17 protein-coding genes are annotated in these 18618 nt (G+C 29.8%); 16 read left to right on the top strand and 1 reads right to left on the bottom strand.

The window, feature by feature from the left end; all coding sequences use genetic code 4:
- Positions 1 to 17 precede the first annotated feature (17 nt).
- The 9 genes from SCLAR_RS05820 (at position 18) to SCLAR_RS05780 (ending at position 9018) form a co-directional block, all read left to right on the top strand.
- Complete coding sequence (locus SCLAR_RS05820) at positions 18 to 980, top strand: DnaJ domain-containing protein (protein WP_100254991.1); 963 nt, start codon at positions 18 to 20, stop codon at positions 978 to 980.
- 16 nt (positions 981 to 996) lie between these two features.
- Positions 997 to 1821 carry a hypothetical protein gene (locus tag SCLAR_RS05815; protein ID WP_100254990.1) on the top strand — a complete coding sequence of 275 codons (825 nt, stop codon included), beginning with the start codon at positions 997 to 999 and terminating at the stop codon, positions 1819 to 1821.
- Between the two features lie 18 nt (positions 1822 to 1839).
- Positions 1840 to 2304 carry a hypothetical protein gene (locus tag SCLAR_RS05810; protein ID WP_100254989.1) on the top strand — a complete coding sequence of 155 codons (465 nt, stop codon included), beginning with the start codon at positions 1840 to 1842 and terminating at the stop codon, positions 2302 to 2304.
- A gap of 128 nt (positions 2305 to 2432) precedes the next feature.
- Positions 2433 to 4256 carry a translational GTPase TypA gene (gene typA, locus SCLAR_RS05805; protein ID WP_100254988.1) on the top strand — a complete coding sequence of 608 codons (1824 nt, stop codon included), beginning with the start codon at positions 2433 to 2435 and terminating at the stop codon, positions 4254 to 4256.
- Between the two features lie 192 nt (positions 4257 to 4448).
- Positions 4449 to 5228, top strand: coding sequence for a lipoprotein (locus tag SCLAR_RS05800; protein ID WP_100254987.1), 780 nt, complete (start codon positions 4449 to 4451; stop codon positions 5226 to 5228).
- Between the two features lie 213 nt (positions 5229 to 5441).
- Entirely contained in the window at positions 5442 to 5675 is a 234-nt protein-coding gene (locus SCLAR_RS05795) for a lipoprotein (RefSeq protein ID WP_100254986.1), read from the top strand.
- Positions 5676 to 5773: 98 nt separating this feature from the next.
- Positions 5774 to 6214 (top strand): hypothetical protein, encoded by a 441-nt coding sequence (locus SCLAR_RS05790; protein ID WP_100254985.1) that lies wholly within the window; start codon positions 5774 to 5776, stop codon positions 6212 to 6214.
- A gap of 80 nt (positions 6215 to 6294) precedes the next feature.
- A complete protein-coding gene (locus SCLAR_RS05785; protein WP_100254984.1) occupies positions 6295 to 8130 on the top strand; it encodes an ATP-binding cassette domain-containing protein in 1836 nt (611 codons plus the stop codon).
- 105 nt (positions 8131 to 8235) lie between these two features.
- The gene (locus SCLAR_RS05780; RefSeq protein ID WP_100254983.1) at positions 8236 to 9018 is read left to right on the top strand and encodes a hypothetical protein; all 783 of its coding nucleotides are present in this window, start codon (positions 8236 to 8238) and stop codon (positions 9016 to 9018) included.
- Between the two features lie 151 nt (positions 9019 to 9169).
- Here SCLAR_RS05780 and SCLAR_RS05775 read toward each other — a convergent pair whose 3' ends face one another.
- Positions 9170 to 10570: a DDE-type integrase/transposase/recombinase gene (locus SCLAR_RS05775; RefSeq protein ID WP_100254164.1), complete on the bottom strand. Its 1401-nt coding sequence runs from the start codon at positions 10568 to 10570 to the stop codon at positions 9170 to 9172.
- 171 nt (positions 10571 to 10741) lie between these two features.
- Between SCLAR_RS05775 and eno the strand changes: the two genes are divergently transcribed.
- The 7 genes from eno (at position 10742) to pyk (SCLAR_RS05740) (ending at position 18479) form a co-directional block, all read left to right on the top strand.
- Positions 10742 to 12094: a phosphopyruvate hydratase gene (gene eno / locus SCLAR_RS05770; protein ID WP_100254982.1), complete on the top strand. Its 1353-nt coding sequence runs from the start codon at positions 10742 to 10744 to the stop codon at positions 12092 to 12094.
- A gap of 64 nt (positions 12095 to 12158) precedes the next feature.
- Positions 12159 to 13097 (top strand): phosphatase PAP2 family protein, encoded by a 939-nt coding sequence (locus SCLAR_RS05765; RefSeq protein WP_100254981.1) that lies wholly within the window; start codon positions 12159 to 12161, stop codon positions 13095 to 13097.
- Entirely contained in the window at positions 13090 to 13512 is a 423-nt protein-coding gene (ruvX, locus tag SCLAR_RS05760; protein ID WP_100254980.1) for a Holliday junction resolvase RuvX, read from the top strand. Before SCLAR_RS05765 ends, ruvX begins: the two co-directional genes overlap by 8 nt.
- A gap of 18 nt (positions 13513 to 13530) precedes the next feature.
- The gene (hpt, locus tag SCLAR_RS05755) at positions 13531 to 14100 is read left to right on the top strand and encodes a hypoxanthine phosphoribosyltransferase (protein WP_100254979.1); all 570 of its coding nucleotides are present in this window, start codon (positions 13531 to 13533) and stop codon (positions 14098 to 14100) included.
- A gap of 319 nt (positions 14101 to 14419) precedes the next feature.
- On the top strand, positions 14420 to 15388 hold the full coding sequence (gene pfkA / locus SCLAR_RS05750) for a 6-phosphofructokinase (protein ID WP_100254978.1): 969 nt from the start codon (positions 14420 to 14422) through the stop codon (positions 15386 to 15388).
- Between the two features lie 22 nt (positions 15389 to 15410).
- Positions 15411 to 16868, top strand: a complete 1458-nt coding sequence (gene pyk / locus SCLAR_RS05745) for a pyruvate kinase (RefSeq protein ID WP_100254977.1) — start codon at positions 15411 to 15413, stop codon at positions 16866 to 16868.
- A 174-nt stretch (positions 16869 to 17042) separates the two neighbouring features.
- Positions 17043 to 18479 (top strand): pyruvate kinase, encoded by a 1437-nt coding sequence (gene pyk / locus SCLAR_RS05740; RefSeq protein WP_100254976.1) that lies wholly within the window; start codon positions 17043 to 17045, stop codon positions 18477 to 18479.
- Positions 18480 to 18618: the final 139 nt, after the last annotated feature.

Here is an 18618-nt window from a genome sequence, read left to right as displayed (position 1 = left end):
TGTAGGAGTTTAATATAATGGGATGAAAAAAAGAATTTAAAAAACTAAAAAAAGAGCAAAATATCAAAAAAAGCATCTTTGACTATTCAGATGGAGTAACCAGTTTTATCTTATGGGAACGTTCTTTTGAAACTGAAAGTTTTTGAGATGTAAATAATCTCGTCCAAATCATTGATAAGTACAATGATGCTATTGAAGAACTTACTCGTTTTCAAGATCTACCTGAAGATTATGCTCATGGTTTTGAGTGACAATTTGCAAGACCAAGTTTTAGAGAGACTTTTTTTGCTTACCCTTGTGCTAGTGATTTTAAAGGACTTTATCAAAACCTATTACCAGTAGTTGGTAACTTTACAGCAACATTAATTGTAGCTAGTGTTGTTAAATTTTGTTATTTTACAACTGAAAAGTTTTGAAAGGTTATGAATTACACATTCTCTGCAGTTCAAAAACAATTAATCCCAGTTTATCGAATTTATGATGTGATGCAAAGAACTTGTACAGATGCCATTGAAGGTATTGTTGAAAAAAACCTCTTATTATGCAACAAAACAGAGGTAATCCCTTATAAAAATCATTTATTAATTGAAGAAATGATTGATGTTGGTGATGAATTTACCTTTCACTGAAGTAAAATGTTAGATCAAGTGATTGAACTAACCACTGAAACAATAAGATTTGAAGAAACCTATGGGGGTAGTTCTAGTAGTCAAGAGTACCACTATAACACCACCAATGATTATGATGATTTCTTTGAAAAAACTAAAACAATGGTTTTAAATGATGAAATTGATGATGCTTTTGACTATTTTGAAATTTCAAAATTGTCAACTTTAGATAATTTTAAAAAAGTCTATCGAAAGTTTGCCAAAAAATACCACCCAGATGTTAATCCAGAACCAAGTGCAGCAATTGAAATGAAAAAAATTAATGTTTACAAAAATGTTGTGGAAAAATACATTCTTGAAAATAATGGATAGAAAAGGAGAACATTAAATGAAAAAAGTCTTAAAAACAAAAAAAGAATTTGAAGAATATGGACAAATTCTCAAAGAAATAATTACCAATGAAATTTTCATTATTCTTTCATTTTTTGGCACTTCATTTAAGTTTCTAAAAGATGTTCAAAACAACTGGTTTGCTTCAAGAGATATTGATGAATTTCAAGGTTTTTTAGATGATTTATTTGCTGATGGTTGTCTTTTTGAAGAAGAAACCGAAAGAGATGAAATCACTTTTACTCTAAGATTATCAGCACTTTGTGATGTTTTTTCAAATTTTAAAAGAATATATAATACTTTTCAAATGTTTAATGAGCTCCCAATTGAATCACCTTGATCACAAATGGGCATTATTAGAAGCAGTGCCATGTCATTTTTTAAGAGTGTTGGGGTTAGTTTTCGTGAAGAACAAAAATCATTAAAAATACCTCAAAAATACAAAACTAGCATTAATAATATTTTAAAAACCATTGGGGAATACTTACCAAGCAAAGATTTTAACCTAGTTATTGATCATTTTTACTTAATTAATGAAATGATCAGTGATTTATTAGAGACTTTAGAAGAAGATCCCGATAACCTAGGAAAATTTACTTCAGAAAGTGAAGTTTTACTCTACAATTTAGCCATTAGTTTTTCAACGACTTACTATTTTGGCTTATTATTGTATGAAAAGATTCTGGCCTGTGAAGAAGCTGAAGGGTACTTTGGTAGAATCATTGATAAACCAATTTCAGAAGAAAATGATGCCCGTGTGGCAGAAGCTCAAGTTGTTGGTTCAGAAGGTGAAGATATTTATTATAAAACACTAAAAAATTAAGAGATAGTGGGTGAAAAGATGACTCATAATTACCAAGATTATCCATTTTGTTGTGCATTAGATAAAAACAATTTTTTAGTTTTATTTCAAAATTACTTAGATAATTGTGAAACTAATCAAGGTTTTAAGTTAATTAATGCAGATTATGACTTATACAAACCCCTTAGTTTTGTAGATATTGTGGGGATTTTTGCCAAATTAGCACCCCAAATTATGAAGTATCAAGCTGAGTTAATTGATGAAGTTGAAGAAAAGTATGAAAAAGTAGCAACTTTATTGTTTTTGTATTACATTAAAGTCTTATTTAAAAATTTACCAAAAAACTTTGAAAGAGAGTTATTCTTAGAATTTTTAACAGCTCAAAGCTTGGAGTCGATGCACTCAGTCTCAACCACCACTAGTGATGCCACTTTATTGATTATTAGACAATTATTTGCCGATATCAAAATGGCAGAACAAATCACCAACTCATATGATCAATAATTATTTTAAAAATATTTGCAAAGCTGCAAAAAACAAAGATATATTTAATCATTAGCATTTTTTTGTATCTTTTAGTATTAAAATTTGGTATGATTTTTTTGTTATCAAATTTTTAGGAGAAGTAACTTATGAATAGAAAAATTATAAATATTGCTGTAATTGCCCATGTTGATGCAGGTAAATCAACATTGGTTGATGCTTTTTTAGGTCAATCTGGAGTATTTAGAGCAAATGAAGAAGTAAAAGAACAAGTCATGGATAGTAATGACCAAGAAAGAGAACGTGGAATCACAATTTACTCAAAAAACTGTGCTATTGAGTATGGGGAATACAAAATTAATATTGTAGATACCCCAGGCCATGCTGATTTTTCAAGTGAAGTGGAAAGAATTATGAAAACTGTTGACACAGTTATTTTACTTGTTGATTCAGCTGAAGGACCAATGCCCCAGACTCGTTTTGTTTTGTCAAAAGCCTTAGAACTTGGTTTAAAACCAATTTTATTAATTAATAAAATTGATAAAAAAGATCAAAGAGCACTTGATGTTGTTGATGAAGTTTTAGAACTATTTATGGAACTAGATGCCAACGACCAACAATTAGAGTTCCCCACTTTATTTGGGACTGCTAGAGAAGGAAAAGTTCAATATTCAATGACTGAACCTAGCAATGATTTAGCACCATTGTTTGAAACAATTATCAAACAAGTAGGTAATTACCCATTAGAGTTAGTGGCAGAACCAACTCAGTTGCAAATTTCTTCACTAGCCTATGATTCATTTATTGGGAGACTAGGAATTGGAAGATTATTTAAAGGTGTTTTAAAAGATGGTCAACAAGTAGCAATTTCAAAAAATGATGGAACAGTCACTAGAGGAAAAATCTCAGGGTTGTTTATTTATCAAGGTTTAAAACGAGTCGCAGTTAAAGAAGCACAAGCTGGTGAAATTGTGGTTATTTCAGGAATTAGTGATTTAACAATTGGTGATACAGTTTGTGATCCAAATAATGTACAACCCTTACCACCAATCATTATTGAAGAACCAACCATGAGTATGAACTTCTTAGTAAACACTTCACCATTTGCAGGTAAAGTTGGTAAATATGTTACTACTCGAAATATCAAAGAGCGCTTAGATAAAGAACTAGAAGTAAATGTTGGTTTAAAAGTGGAAGCACTAACAGATTCATCTGCTGATGGTTTTAAAGTTTTAGGTCGTGGTGAGTTACACCTTTCAGTTTTAATTGAAACAATGAGAAGAGAGGGGTTTGAATTAGGAATTTCTCGTCCAGAAGTTGTCTTTAAAGTTGATGAAAAAGGCAACAAATTAGAACCAATGGAAAAAGTCATTGTTGATGTTCCTTCTGAATATGCTGGAACAGTAATTAACAAACTAAATTTAAGAAAAGGAATCATGACAGATATGCACAGTGATGGAGTTAGAGATAAAGTAACTTACATTGTGCCCACAAGAGGTTTAATTGGTTTTAAATCAGAGTTTATCAATGACACTAGAGGTGAAGGGGTTATGGTTAAATCTCTATTAGGTTATGAAGACTATAAAGGTAAAATTGATGGTCGTATCAATGGAGTTTTAATTTCTATGGCAAATGGAGTTACCTTACCTTATGCTTTAAATAACCTTGAAGAAAGAGGAATTTTGTTTGTTGGCCCTCAAGTTAATGTGTATGATGGAATGATTGTGGGGTTACATTCAAGAGATAACGACTTAGAAGTGAACCCAACTACTGGTAAAAAACTTACAAATACTCGTGCCTCAGGAAGTGATGATTCAGTTAAGTTAACTCCACCAAGAAAATTCACTTTAGAAGAAGCCCTAGAATTTATTGAGTGAGATGAACTGGTTGAGGTTACACCTGATGATGTTCGTTTAAGAAAAAAATGATTAAGTACAAATGAAAGAAAACAACACAGAAATGACCCACACTAGTTGGGTCATTTTTTTTAATTGAAAGTATTATACTTTTGAAGCTAACATTATAAATTTCACCTTTAAAGGTCAAATAAAGCACAATTACTCAAAGCAATTTAGCAATTTAATGAAAATACTAGGATTATTAATAATCTCTCTTGATATAACACGAAAAACTTATTATAATTTAATTGAAAGTAGGAGAAAGATATGAAAAAATTACTAGCATTTTTTGCTGCAACTGGTTTTGTAGCTTCCACAAGCACTAATGTCATTGCTTGTGGTGATAAATTGACAGAAGAAGAAAAAGAATGAGAAAAATACTCTAGCATAGCTATGTTATTTAAAGATAAAGTGATAACTGAAATGGAGAGTTTTGTTAAAAGTGAAACTTTAAGCAATGCTTTTCAAAAAGTCTTTGAATATAATGATGAGACTGGGAAACTTAATGTTAACAATAATGCTAATTTAGATACTGTTGAAAAAGTTGAGTTGACAGATGGAGCTAAATTTGTTCTCTCTAAACAAACATTTGCCAAGTATTTATTAAATAGAGTAAAGACTAAATTTACAGACTATAAAATCGCAGAAGACAAACAAACTTTTAGCAATCAAGGAAAAATGTTTTCTGAAGAACTTTCAAATCATAGTGATTGAGTTAAAAACACTGATTATTATAAAAGTCTTCAAAATCAAATTGGGAATGGGGATGATTCAGAAATTTATGTTAAATTAAGTGAACTAGATGATTTTGATCCATTGTCATTTGATTTTATAAATAACTCAGATTGACCACAAGAAATAAAGGATAAAAAACTTCAGCTAAATGATAACTATTTGGTACTTACTATGCCAATAAATTTAGCCTATGTGTATGTAATTTCAGATGGAATTACTAAACTTGACTTTTTAAGTTCACTTAGAGATGAAGCAGCCAATTTTAAGGATCTTACTTCTAAATGAAGAGGAACCTTTGCATGACGTTTATAGTAAAAATTTCACCAATTAATCACTTGTTAGCACAAGTGATTTTTTATGAATGTTTAGTGTATCTATTAAAACCTAATAATTATAGGTTTTAAACCAAATATAATATAGTTGTTTTAAGACAACTATTAATTATATAAAAATATTAGAAAAAAATTAAATTATCTTGAAAACTAACGAAATTATTATAATAAAAAAGGAAACAGGAGAAAATATATGAAAAAATTATTAACATTTATTGCTGAAATTGGACTAGTAGCATCCACAAGTGCTAATGCAATTGCATGTGGTCCAACAGAAAAATCAGAAGAAGAAAAAGCATGGGATCAATATTCAAGTGTAGCTTTACTGGCTAAAGAACATTTTCTTAATGAATTTCATGAACTTATTAAGAGTGAGGCACTTGGAGATGCATTTGAAAAGGTATTTATAATGACGATAACACTATAACTATTAATAATGATGTTGAACTAAGTCAAGATGAGCAAACTGAACTTATTAGAGGTACTGAGTTTATTCTTTCAAAATACTCATTTGTTGAGTATTTAGTGAATAAAATAGATACTAAATTTACAGATTTTAAACTAGCAGAAAGTGAAGAAATTTTTGTTGAACAAATTGAAAAATTTGATGATATGGTTGTTGATTATAGTGAATGAGTTGTTGAAACTAGTTATTATAAAGAATTACTAGCTTCATATGAAGAAAACAATGATGTCAATCAAGAATTAGAAGAATTGAAATACTTTGTGCCAATGTCATTTAAGTTTATGGATTATGAGAATTGACCACAAGAAATAGTAGATAGAAGATTAGAATTAAATGACTATTATTTTGTGTCATCTTTACCAGCTAATTTATCACTTGCAAATTATGTTTCAGATGGAATTACTAAACTTGACTTTTTAAGTCAATTTAAAGACCAAGCAACTAAGTTTAAAAATCTTACTTCTAAATGAAGCAAAGCCATTGAATGAGACATTAAATAATTTCATTCACTATCACCTGTGCTAACAGGTGATTTTTAATATAAGATTTAAAAATTCTTAAACTGAATCAAGGAGTGATCATGAATAAATTTAAAACAAGTAAAAATTTAATAAATAATTTTTTGTGGTTCAGTTTAAAAAGTAAATCAATTTATTTAGTGTTTATTTTTCAGTTAATTTCATGTTTATCTCTAATCTTTATCCCAATTTTTACAGCAGAAATGATTAAACTAATCTTTGCCCCAAATATTGCTAAGATAATTTTATTAAGCACACATGAAAAATCTTTTAGTTCATATTTTCTAAATGTTGTTTTAGAAGAACAAGAATGAATTAATAACTTACAGTACACTGGACCAAGTTTTAAAGCAAATAGTCCCGGAATAGAAGATTTGATTGCAAATTCCTTAAATTTTCAAACAACTTTTCTAGGTTTAAAATTTAATTGGATAGGTACAATTTATGTTATTGTTGGTTTATTTGTAATTACTTGTATTTTTCATTATTTTCAAAATTATTTTTTAACAATTCTAGCTAAAAAATATGAATTAAATTTGCGTCAACAAGGTTTGACTTATTTGTTAAATCAAAATTATTACTTCTATTCTAAAAATAATCTACAACTTGAGGTTCTCAAAATAATCAATGAGTCAAATAAAATTGCTCAAGTAGTTGATCAAGTAGTGACAAGTATAATTTCTTTTTCTCTAATTTTTATTGGTAGTGCAGTTTATTTATTCTTCATAAAAACAAAATTAACTCTCTACTTACTGCTTGCAAGTGTTGTGTTTATTATTCCATTAGGCTTGTTGCTCTTTTATACTTTGAAATCTAAAAGAAGACTGATTGATAAAACCTATTTGAAAAACCATAATTTAGTTAATCATTTAAATAATTTTAACTTGATTAAAGCTAATGGAACTGAAAATTTTGAGCTTCAAAATTTTCAACAAACTAAACTTTCATCAGAGGATAAAAAAACAGTCTCTGTATCAGCACTGTTAATGACTGTAGTAATTTTGCTCTTAATGACTTTACAAATTTCAATTATTATTTTAGTGGCATTTTTATACCCAAATGATTATATTTTCTTAAATTTAATCTTACCAATTTATCTGATGGTGGTAATTAATTTACTAACTCCAATTATTCAAACAATCAGAATTATTCCACATTACTTGGATGCTGTCACTGGATTTAACAAATTAAGTTTTTACTTAAACAAACAAGAACCAGCAGATTTAAGTTTTGGAGAAAAAACTATTGCTGCAATTGCTTCCATTGAATTTAAAAATGTTAGTTTTACTTATCAAGATGAAGTTAACACCAAAGTATTAACTGATTTAAATCTTAAATTTGAAAAGAATAACTTATACATAATTAATGAACAAAATGCTTATGGAAAATCAACAATATTTAAATTATTGCTTAATTTTGTTAAACCCGATACTGGGCAGATACTTGTCAACCAGCAATTTTTGATAAAAGATCTAGACAAGTCGAGTTATCTCTCAAAAGTGGCTTACTTAGATCAAAATAAACTTCTCTTTAATTGTTCAGTCCTTGAAAATATTTTGTATACAAGTTTAGCAATTAACCAAACTAGTCTACTAGAAGCTTTAACATTCATTGATTTTTTACCAAAAAATTTACAAGTTGAACAAATTGAAGACTTTTTATTACAGCTTCAAGTTGCCAATCTAAGTGGTGGTCAACGTCAACAAGTTCTATTAGCAAAAACTTTCTATCAGGAGGCAAATTTAGTGTTATTAGATGAACCAACCAGCAACTTGGATAACAATTATATCTCTGCAATTTATGAAAAGTTTAAAAGTTTTAATACTGATAAAATAATAGTTTTAATAACTCATAATTTAACACTATTAACAAAACAAAGGTCAGAGTTAAATAGTTAAAAATTTTTAATAATTAAAGAAAAAAATGAGAGTAATTTTAAATAATCAGGTTTTAACTGGGTATTTTTTATATAATATAAATGTACCCCTAAGGGAGGAATGAAAGTGAAAAAGATTTTAGCAAGTTTTTCTAGTATTGGTTTCATAGCAGCTGGCACTTCAAGTGTGCTAGCATGTAAACCAGATACTAGTGAACTGTTTTTTAGTAACCCAGATATTAAATTAGAGCTGTTAGCAGCAATTAAACAAATTAATTATGAAGAAATTACAACTTTAAAAGACTTGGATTCAAAAATTGAAGCAATTTTAGAAGAGGCAGTCAAAAACAATAATGTTAAACACATAATTCCAGGAACAATTTCAGTGCGAGATTACTATTATTTCTATGATGATTCAAGAAATAATGAAGTAATCCGCACAATTGATGAAGACAAGGATGGAGTTAATGATTTTAAAACCATCAACTATGTTATCAAAGTAGACTTTGAAGAAAAAGATGGTTTTGAAACAGATTATGAAGATGAATTAATTTATGTTTACAACACTCCAATTGATGCAAACAACCAACAAGTAAGTGAAGCATTTGAAAATTCAACTCGTCAAACTTTAGTAGTTGAATATGAGAAATATTATAGTGAACAAAAACTTTATCAAGAAGTTATTGAAGAATTAAGTGAAAGATTGGTAGTTTACATTAATAACAATGTGAACAGAGTTGGTTTTAATGGAGGCTTTTTAAATGGGGTTGATGTTAACTTGAAAATTGACCAAGTCACAAATGGAAAAAGTGTTGTAAATCGTCAAAAATATGCAGCTCTTTTAGAATCTGGACAAGGTTTGTCTAGTCAAGATCCAATAACTGTTGATCTTACTTTTGATTTGGATTAAGGTAGCAATTAAAGGAACTTTTTAAATAGACTATTAGCAAAATAGTCTATTTTTTGTGTTTAAATTAATAAAATTTAACAAAAATATTGTAGCTATCAAAACAAATTTGGACTTTTAGTAATTTTAATACAACTTTTAATAAATTGCTAGTTTAATAGGAGTGCTTTTTATATCAACTTGAGTATTTTTTCTTAAAAAAGATAAAGTTTGATTGAGCTCAGACAGAGTTGTTTTTAATTTTTTGTGGCATATCTTCAGGTTTCACTCCTTCATTTTCAAGAACAACTTTTGATTTGTAGAGCATTTCATTATCAAATTCAATCATACTATAATAGTTATCACCAAGTGATGCGATAAGGTTACCATCACAACATTGAATTATCATAATCTCTCGTCTAGGTATATTTAATGGTGTTGTGAAATTGCATATAAAGTACTTTTTCTTTTCATAGGTAACAGTTAGATCTCTTGCAACCACTCTAATTGATTTGTGTCCCAAAATAATATTTAGATCTCCCTCAAATTTTTTGAATGAATTTGTAGTAAAATCTTTTTGAAGGGTTACAACATGATTATTTAAATACTCAACAAATTTTGGTAAGACTAGATTGGCCTCATTAATATTTGTGACTTTATTTTGTTCCATAAAGGTAGTGATTGTACCTTTAATGGTTTTTCAGAGCCTTTCAATCCTTGGTTTGAATTGTGGTGAAATTGATGATTGGATGTCAATACCTAAGTTTTTAGCTACAAATGCAAACTGAATTCGAGAATCTTCGGGCGAAGATTCTTTTTTTTCACTCCAAAAAGTTCTGCGTTTGTCAGTTCTTAGCACTTCAAAAGTCCCATAATTTTTTAAGACCGGTTTCAAAGCATTGAAATAACCTTCAGTAGTTTCTTGATGATCAAAATATAATCCTAAAACCTCTCCACTTGCCTCATCAATATAACCATGCAATGCCCAAATCTCCTCATCACTGAATCTTCAAAATGTAGCATCAGCTTCAACAACATGACCACGCCTTTGGGTTCTTGGCCTTGCAATATGGATATTTTCTTTTGCTCTTTCTGTAGCTGAGGAGGGAACCAGTAGACTTTGAGGTCTATTTTTCAACTCTTCTTCTTTTGCTAACAATTTGATAGTTTTTTTATGTGCCAGTTTTGAGCAATGATTTTTAGATCTTAAAATATTGTAAATATATGAATAACTCACCCACTGATAGTCATATCTTTTATCTGCTTTTAAATAGCGCATAAAATCCCTAAAATTACAGTTTAAGTACTCATCCCTAAAAATCCTGCTAATCTCTAGTGCTTGCATATGGGTTCGCTTTTGAGCATGCTTATTGTTTTTATTTTTGTGGATAAAGAAGGCCTCACCAATTTCTTTGTATTTTTTAATGGCATCATAAAACCATGATCTACTACCACCACTTTTTATCAAAAGTTCTCTTTTGGCTGCTTTATCCCTGGATAAAGCAGCCTCCCTAATAATATCTTGTATATGTTTGTTGGTTTTCATTTGTCTTTTACCTCTATAATTTCTTTTCATTTTTATTCCCTGATTTCCTTTATTATTATAATCAAGTCCAAATTTGTTTTGATAACATTTAGTCCTTTTTTGTTTTGATAACAATGGTTTAAATTAATAAAATTTAACAAAAATATAGAAACTAAATAAAATAAGAGTTATTATATAAAAGTAAAAGGAGATTATACAAATATGTCAAAAATTATTAACGTTGTTGCACGTGAAGTGTTAGATTCACGTGGTTTCCCAACAGTTCAAGTAGAAGTACAAACTGAATTTGGTGGGTTTGGATCAGCAAAAGTTCCTTCAGGAGCATCAACTGGTTCAAGAGAAGCATTAGAACTTAGAGACGGTGACAAAAAAAGATTTAATGGTAAAGGTGTTTTAAAAGCCGTTGCTAATGTAAATGAAAAACTTGCACCAGAAGTAATTGGAATGGAAGTTACTGAACAAGTTGCTATTGATACATTAATGTGTAAATTAGATGGTGATGATTTCAAAAAAAACCTAGGAGCAAATGCTATTTTAGGAGTTTCACTTGCAGTTGCAAAAGCAGCAGCAAATGAATTAGAATTACCATTATACAGATATATTGGTGGAACAAACTCAAGAAGATTACCTGTACCAATGCTAAACGTAATTAATGGAGGAGAACATGCAGATAGTGCAATTGACTTCCAAGAATTTATGATTATGCCTGTTGGAGCACCAAGTTTTTCAGAAGCTTTAAGATGAGCATCAGAAACTTTCCAAGCCTTGAAAAAATTATTACATGATAAACATGATATTACTGCAGTTGGAGATGAAGGTGGATTTGCTCCTCACTTTAACTGAGCTTACAAAGAACAAACATTAGAAGCTTTCAAAGCAAAATCACCAGCAGAAATAGCTTTAGATTTAATGGTTGAAGCTATTAAAAATGCAGGTTACAAACCAGGTAAAGATGGAATTATGATTGCAATGGATTGTGCCAACTCAGAATTATACAAAAATGGTAAATACAACTTCAAAAAAATTGAAGCAATTACTGGTAAAGAATTTTCAATGTCAACTGATGAAATGGTTAAATACTTAGATAAATTAGTTGATACATACCCAATTATTTCAATTGAAGATGGATTAGCAGAATCTGATTGAGATGGATTCCAAAACCAAGTAAAAACAATGGGACACAAAATCCAAATTGTTGGAGATGACTTATTCGTGACAAATCCAAAAATTACAGCAGAAGGTATTGAGAAAAAAGCTGCCAACTCAGTGTTAATTAAATTAAACCAAATTGGTACTCTTACTGAAACTATTGAAACAATTCAAATGGCTCAAAAAGCTGGTTGAACTGCAGTTGTTTCACACCGTTCAGGTGAAACTGAAGATACAACAATTGCTGATTTAGCAGTTGCTCTAAATACTGGACAAATTAAAACTGGTTCAATGTCAAGATCTGATAGAATTTCAAAATACAATAGATTAATTGAAATTGAAGCTGAATTAGGTGTTGCAGCAATTTATGATGGATTAAAATCATTTTATAACTTAAAAAAATAAATACTTAATGAAACTCTGCCACAATGGCAGAGTTTTTTAATGTAAAATATAAACAGGTGAAGTCATGATTTTCAAACAACGCAAAAACAATTTAATATTTTGAATTATTTTTGGAGTGGGCTTTACATGCATTTTTACCTTAGCAATTGTTTTTGATTTAGCTATTTCAAAGTTCATAGTTGCAAAAGAAATTAATCATAGCACTAGTGTCTTAAATGAAATTTTTGCAATTTATGGGAGTTATATTGTTGCTGTGCCAATTTATGTTGGTTTATTAGCCTTAATAAAACTTGCTTTTAGCAAACAAACAGATCTTGCCAGAGGTTTAAAAATTACTATTATTATCTTTTATAACCTGGTTTTCTTGGGGGCATCAGTTTATTTAACAATTGACAGAGTTTGGTTTTATAAAGCAGTTACTGATTTTTTAACTGAACTAATTGCTGCAATCACTATGTATTTAGTGACAATAATCACAATCATTCTCACAAGCTTAACTTTATTTACTAGTAAAATAATTAAACAACCTTTGGATGAAGTTCGTTTACTAGAAAAAACCTTATTTTGTTTAACATTTGTTATTCTCTCACTTGCAACCATTGGTTTATGTAAGATAGTTTTTGGAAGACCAAGACCATTACAAGTATTTAATGAGGGCTATGACTTTAAATATACTTTTCAAATTAATTTTAGTACAAAGCGAGGTACTAGTTTTCCATCTGGACATACAATGGGATCAATTTCTTGCTTTGGCTTGATGTTTTATTTAAAAAAAGACACCAAAAAACAAAAAATTTACTTTCTAACATTACAAATCATTATTGGAGTACTTGCAACCATTACGGGGTTGTCGCGCCTTTTGTATTTAAGACATTTTTTATCAGATGTGTTATTTGCAACTTTGATTTGTAGTTTATATGTTATATTCACAAAATCAATTGTAAGAAAAATCTTTTATCAAGTAAAGACCAATAAAAGATTAAAAGAGGTAGAGAATGGCTAAATTCATTGGACTAGATGTTGGGAGCAAGACTATTGGGATTGCAGTTAGTGAGGGGTATTTTGCCAAAACTCACTCGACCATAAATTTTACAGAGAACAATTTTCTTGAAGCTTCTGAAAAATTTAATGAATTTTTAAAAAATAATAGTTATAAAAAAATAATAGTTGGATATCCAAAAAATATGGATGGTTCAATTGGTCATAGAGTAAAAATGGTTGAAGAGTTTTTAACTCAACTCTATGAAATTTGCCAAGTTTCAACTGAAAAGGTGGTAAAAATTGATGAGCGCTTAACAACAAGATTTGCACGAGCAATCTTGATTGAAGCAAATTTAAGTCGTAAAAAACAAAAAGCAAATAAAGATCAATTGGCAGCACAATTGATTTTAGAAACATTTTTACAACAAAACAAGTAAAATAAGGAGAAAATAATAATGAACAAACACCCACTTGTAAAAGAAATTTTACACAATGAAACAGAAATTGATAAAAGAAGTAAAGAACTTGCTGAAGAAATTTCAGAATACTATCGTGGTCAAGAAGTTAAAGAAAACGCAGTGGTTTTAATTGGACTTCTAAAAGGTTGCATTCCTTTTATGGCAAATTTTTTAAAGTACATGACTTATGAATGTATGACTGAATATATGGTGGTTTCATCATATTTGGGAGGAACCAAACAATCTGAAGAACCAAAAATTAATTTGGATTTAGATATCTCAGTTAAAGGAAGAAGCATCTTAATTGTTGAAGATATTATTGATTCAGGTAACACCCTAGATTATGTAAAAAAATATTTATTATTTAAAGGTGCTAGAGATGTTAAAGTAGTCACTTTATTAGATAAACCAGAAGGTAGACAAGTTCCAATTGAAGCAGACTGATATGGATTTTCAGTTAAAAATGAATTTTTAATTGGTTTTGGTTTAGATTACCAAGAACGCTTGCGTAATCTACCATATGTTGCAGTTTGTGATACTTCAAAATTAAAAGACTGAAAATGATAGTTAAAGTAAGTTAAATACAGTTTAAAAATGAAAACTAGTACCATTTGTTGGTACTAGTTTTTTAAACCTTGCTTAAGGCAAGCCAAGTAAATTAAACTAGGATAATTTTAGCCATTTAATCGATTTTCATTTAAAATAAATTTGTAAATTATCATAAGATTCTTGTAAAAGCTCTATTTTGTAGCAAGCAATCTTTAGTTATGGGCTTTTTTAGTGAAAAATCTTCACAAAAACTATACAAGTTTGCTGAATTTCTTTGAATATTTTTAAAGAAAAAATAAGAATGTTATATAATCAATGTATATGGAGGCATTTAAATATGATTAAAAAAATTGGAGTCTTGACTTCTGGGGGAGATGCACCTGGAATGAACGCTGCAGTAGCTGCTGTAATTAAAGCAGCTATCTCAAAAGGAATTACACCATATGTAATTCGTGAAGGATACAAGGGATTAGTTAACAACTGAATTGAAGAAGTTAACATTAAATTTGCATCTGAAATTATGGCACGGGGAGGGACAGTAATTGGATCTGCTCGTTTTGTTGAATTTAAAGATGAAAAGGTTCGCCAAGTTGGTGTTGATAACTTAAAAAAACTAGGTATTGAAGCACTAGTAGTTATTGGTGGAGATGGCAGTTACCAAGGAGCTGAAAAACTAACCAAAATGGGAATCAACTGTATTGGTTTACCAGGAACCATTGACAACGACATAGTTTCATCAGATTATACAATTGGTTTTGATACTGCACTAAATACTGTGGTACGCTCAATTGATGCAATTAGAGACACAATGAACTCACACAACCGTTGTGCAGTAGTAGAAATTATGGGAAATGGTTGCGGAGACTTAACTCTTTATGCAGCAACAGCCACTGGGGCTGAGGTATTTTCTACTAGTGAAAGTTTATTATCAGAAGAAGAAATTGCACAAGAAGTTAAACGTTTAGCAGAAGCTGGCAAGAGAAGTGTAATTGTAGCAATTGCTGAAAAAATTTATCCAAGTGCTCATGAATTGGCTAAGAAAATTGAAGCAGCTTCAGGTTATGTGACTAGAGCTACAGTTTTAGGTCATGTCCAAAGAGGAGGGACCCCATCAGCTATGGATCGCTATTTAGCAGTTACTGCTGGAATGTTTGCAGTAGAACAAATCATTGCAGGTAAAGGTGGTCTTTACATTGGAATGAGTGAAAACAAATTAGTAGCACGTGATATCGATTCAACTTTAAATACACCAAGAGTAGATAAAACTAAAGAATATCTAGCACTTAGAGCTATTAATAAAGCTTAAGAAATATGAAAGAGGAATATTTATGGAAAAGAAACAATTTGAATTTTATGAACCAAGTGAATTGGAACAAAAAATTAAAAGAACAAAGATTATTACCACAATTGGACCAAGTACAAATTCAAAAGAAGCAATTAGAAAATTATATGAATCAGGAATGAATGTTGTACGTTTAAACTTTTCACACGGTTCTCAAGAAGAACATTTAACAAAAATTGATTTTACAAAAGAATTAAGAGAAGAACTAAAAAAACCAATTTCAATTATGTCGGATACAAAAGGTCCAGAAATTAGAATTGGAAAAATGTTTGATGGTTCTCAAAAAATCCAAGCCGGAGCTGAAATCAAAATCTTTACCACTCCAAATGATTATACCAATCGTGAATGTAGGGAGGGTGAATTAACTGTTTCTTATGACATGAGTGTTGACTTAAAACCAGGAAATGTTGTTTTAGTTGATGATGGTAAACTTACTTTAAATGTCTCTAATGTTGAAAGTGGTTTAATTATTTGTCGTGCCTTTAACAGTCATGTGGTTAAAACAAACAAAAGAGTTAACTTACCAGGAGTCGACTTTTCATTACCATTCTTGAGTGAAAAAGACATCTCAGACATTCGTTTTGGGGCCAAAGTTAAAGTTGACTATATTGCAGCTTCATTTGTAAACACTGCACAAAATGTTTTAGATATTAAAAAAATTTTAGATGAGGAAAAAGCAAGCCATATTCAAGTTATTTCAAAAATTGAATCAAAAATTGGTTTACTAAATATTGCTGAAATTATTGATGTTTCAGATGGAATTATGATTGCTCGAGGAGATTTAGGGTTAGAAATTCCATATTACGAAGTACCTTATTGAGAAAAACAAATTATTAGAAAATGTCGTGAAAAAGGTAAACTAGTAATTGTAGCAACCCAAATGCTAGAATCAATGACAGATAACCCGCAACCAACTCGTGCTGAAGTAACTGATGTGTATTATGCTACAGAATTGGGAAGTGATGCTACAATGTTAAGTGGAGAATCAGCAGCTGGAATTTACCCATATATTACAACTGCTACAATGGCCACTATTAACAAAAGAGCAGAAGTAAGTTTTTATGGAAAAGTTTATTATGATCGTGCCTTAGAAATGGCTCGCCAAAACTCTTCAGGTAAAAGAGCAGAAATTGCTGATGAACTAGCCAATGTAACCAGAAATGGAAAATATGAGTATGCACTTGTTGCTTCAAGAACTGGAGAATTGTTAAAAACTATTTCAAAATTCAGACCAAATGTTACTATTTTGGGAGTTTGTGAAGATGAAAAATTGTGAACCGCATTTGGTTCATGACATTCGATCTTTATGGATCGTACCCAAAAAATTGATGCAGTTTGAGGTGATCAACAACTAGCTGCTGAAATTGCTCGCTCATGAGGAGCTAAAAAAGGCGAAGAAATTTTAATGGTTAAAAATGATGAAATTAAAGTTATTAAAGTTTAGAAAATAAGGTTTAAAACCTTATTTTTTTTAAAATAATTTTGAGATTTGAAATTTTTCCCTAAATTCTTTTAATCTAGCTAAATAAAGTACTTGAAAACACTTTTTTTTCTAGATTTGGATGTATTCAAATAGAGGAAATGATATAATTTTTTTGAATATTAAAGGAGACAAATTATGAAGATTTATAACTTAAAAGACAAAGTGAAAAGAACCAAATTAATCACAACAATTGGTCCTTCAGTGCACTCAAAAGAGGCAATTAAAGAACTATTTGATAAAGGAATGACAACAGTTAGATTAAACTTTTCTCATGCAGATTTTGAAGAACATGGAGCAAGATTTACTTGAGTAAAAGAACTTAGAGAAGAAATCAAAAAACCAATTTCAATTCTATTAGATACAAAAGGTCCTGAAATTAGAGTTGGAAAAATGAAAGATGGTAAACAAGAAATTAAAGCAGGAACAGAAGTAAAGGTTTACACAAATCCAGCTGACTTTGCTAGCAGAGAATGTGGAGCAGATGAACTACAAATGTCATATGACATGTCTCAAGACGTTAAAGTTGGGGACACTGTTTTAGTTGATGATGGAAAACTAACTATGTATGTTACAAATGTTAAACCAGGGTTAGTTTTATGTAAAGCTTTTAACACTAATTTAGTAAAAACTAATAAACGTGTTAACTTACCTGGAGTTGATTTTACTCTACCTTTCTTAGCAGAAAAAGACTACAACGATATTAAATTTGGAATTAAAGAAGGTATTGATTACATTGCAGTTTCATTTGTTAACTCAGCTGACAATGTTAATGAAATTAGAAAAATTTTAAAAGAAAACAATGCTGAGCACATCCAAATTATTTCAAAAATTGAATCTCAAATTGGGATTGATAACATTGATTCAATTATTGATGCTTCAGATGGAATTATGGTAGCTCGTGGAGACTTAGGGTTAGAAATCCCTTACTTTGAAGTACCTTACTGAGAAAAACAAATTATTAGAAAATGTCGTGAAAAAGGTAAACAAGTAATTGTAGCAACCCAAATGCTAGAATCAATGACAGACAACCCCCAACCAACTCGTGCCGAAGTAACTGATGTGTATTATGCCACAGAATTGGGAAGTGATGCTACAATGTTAAGTGGAGAATCAGCAAATGGTGAATACCCATTTATCACTACTGAAACTATGTCAACAATTAACAAACGTGCTGAAATTGAATTTTATGGTAAATTATACTATGAAAAACAACTAGAAATTGCTCGTAAAACTACAAGTGGTAAAAGAGCTAATATTGCAGATTTACTTGCTACTTCAACAAAAGATGGTAAATATGAATATGCAGTGGTAGCTTCAAGAACTGGAGAACTGTTAAAAACTATTTCAAAATTTAGACCAAATGTTACTATTTTAGGAGTAAGTGCAGATCCAAAATTATGAACAAGTTTTGGGATTTGACACTCAATCTTTATGAATAGAGTTACTGATTTTGATAAATTCCTTGGAGATGAAAAAGCAATTTGTGAAGTTGCTAAATCATGAGGAGCTAAAAAAGGTGACAAAATTTTATTTGTGAGAAATGAAGAAATCAAAGAAATCACAATTATTTAATTTTAATTACATCTCAACTAAATTGTTTTTAGATAAGATCTAACAATTTGGTTAGATGTTTTTTTGTATTTTTTTAAAACCCCCAGTGTCTACAATAACGAAAATTCTTAAATATTACTCATTTCACTAAATAAGTGTT

The sequence above is a fragment of the Spiroplasma clarkii genome (assembly GCF_002795265.1).
Classification (GTDB): Bacteria; Bacillota_I; Bacilli_A; order Mycoplasmatales; family Mycoplasmataceae; genus Spiroplasma_A; species Spiroplasma_A clarkii.
This window is presented reverse-complemented; position numbering and strand designations above follow the sequence as displayed.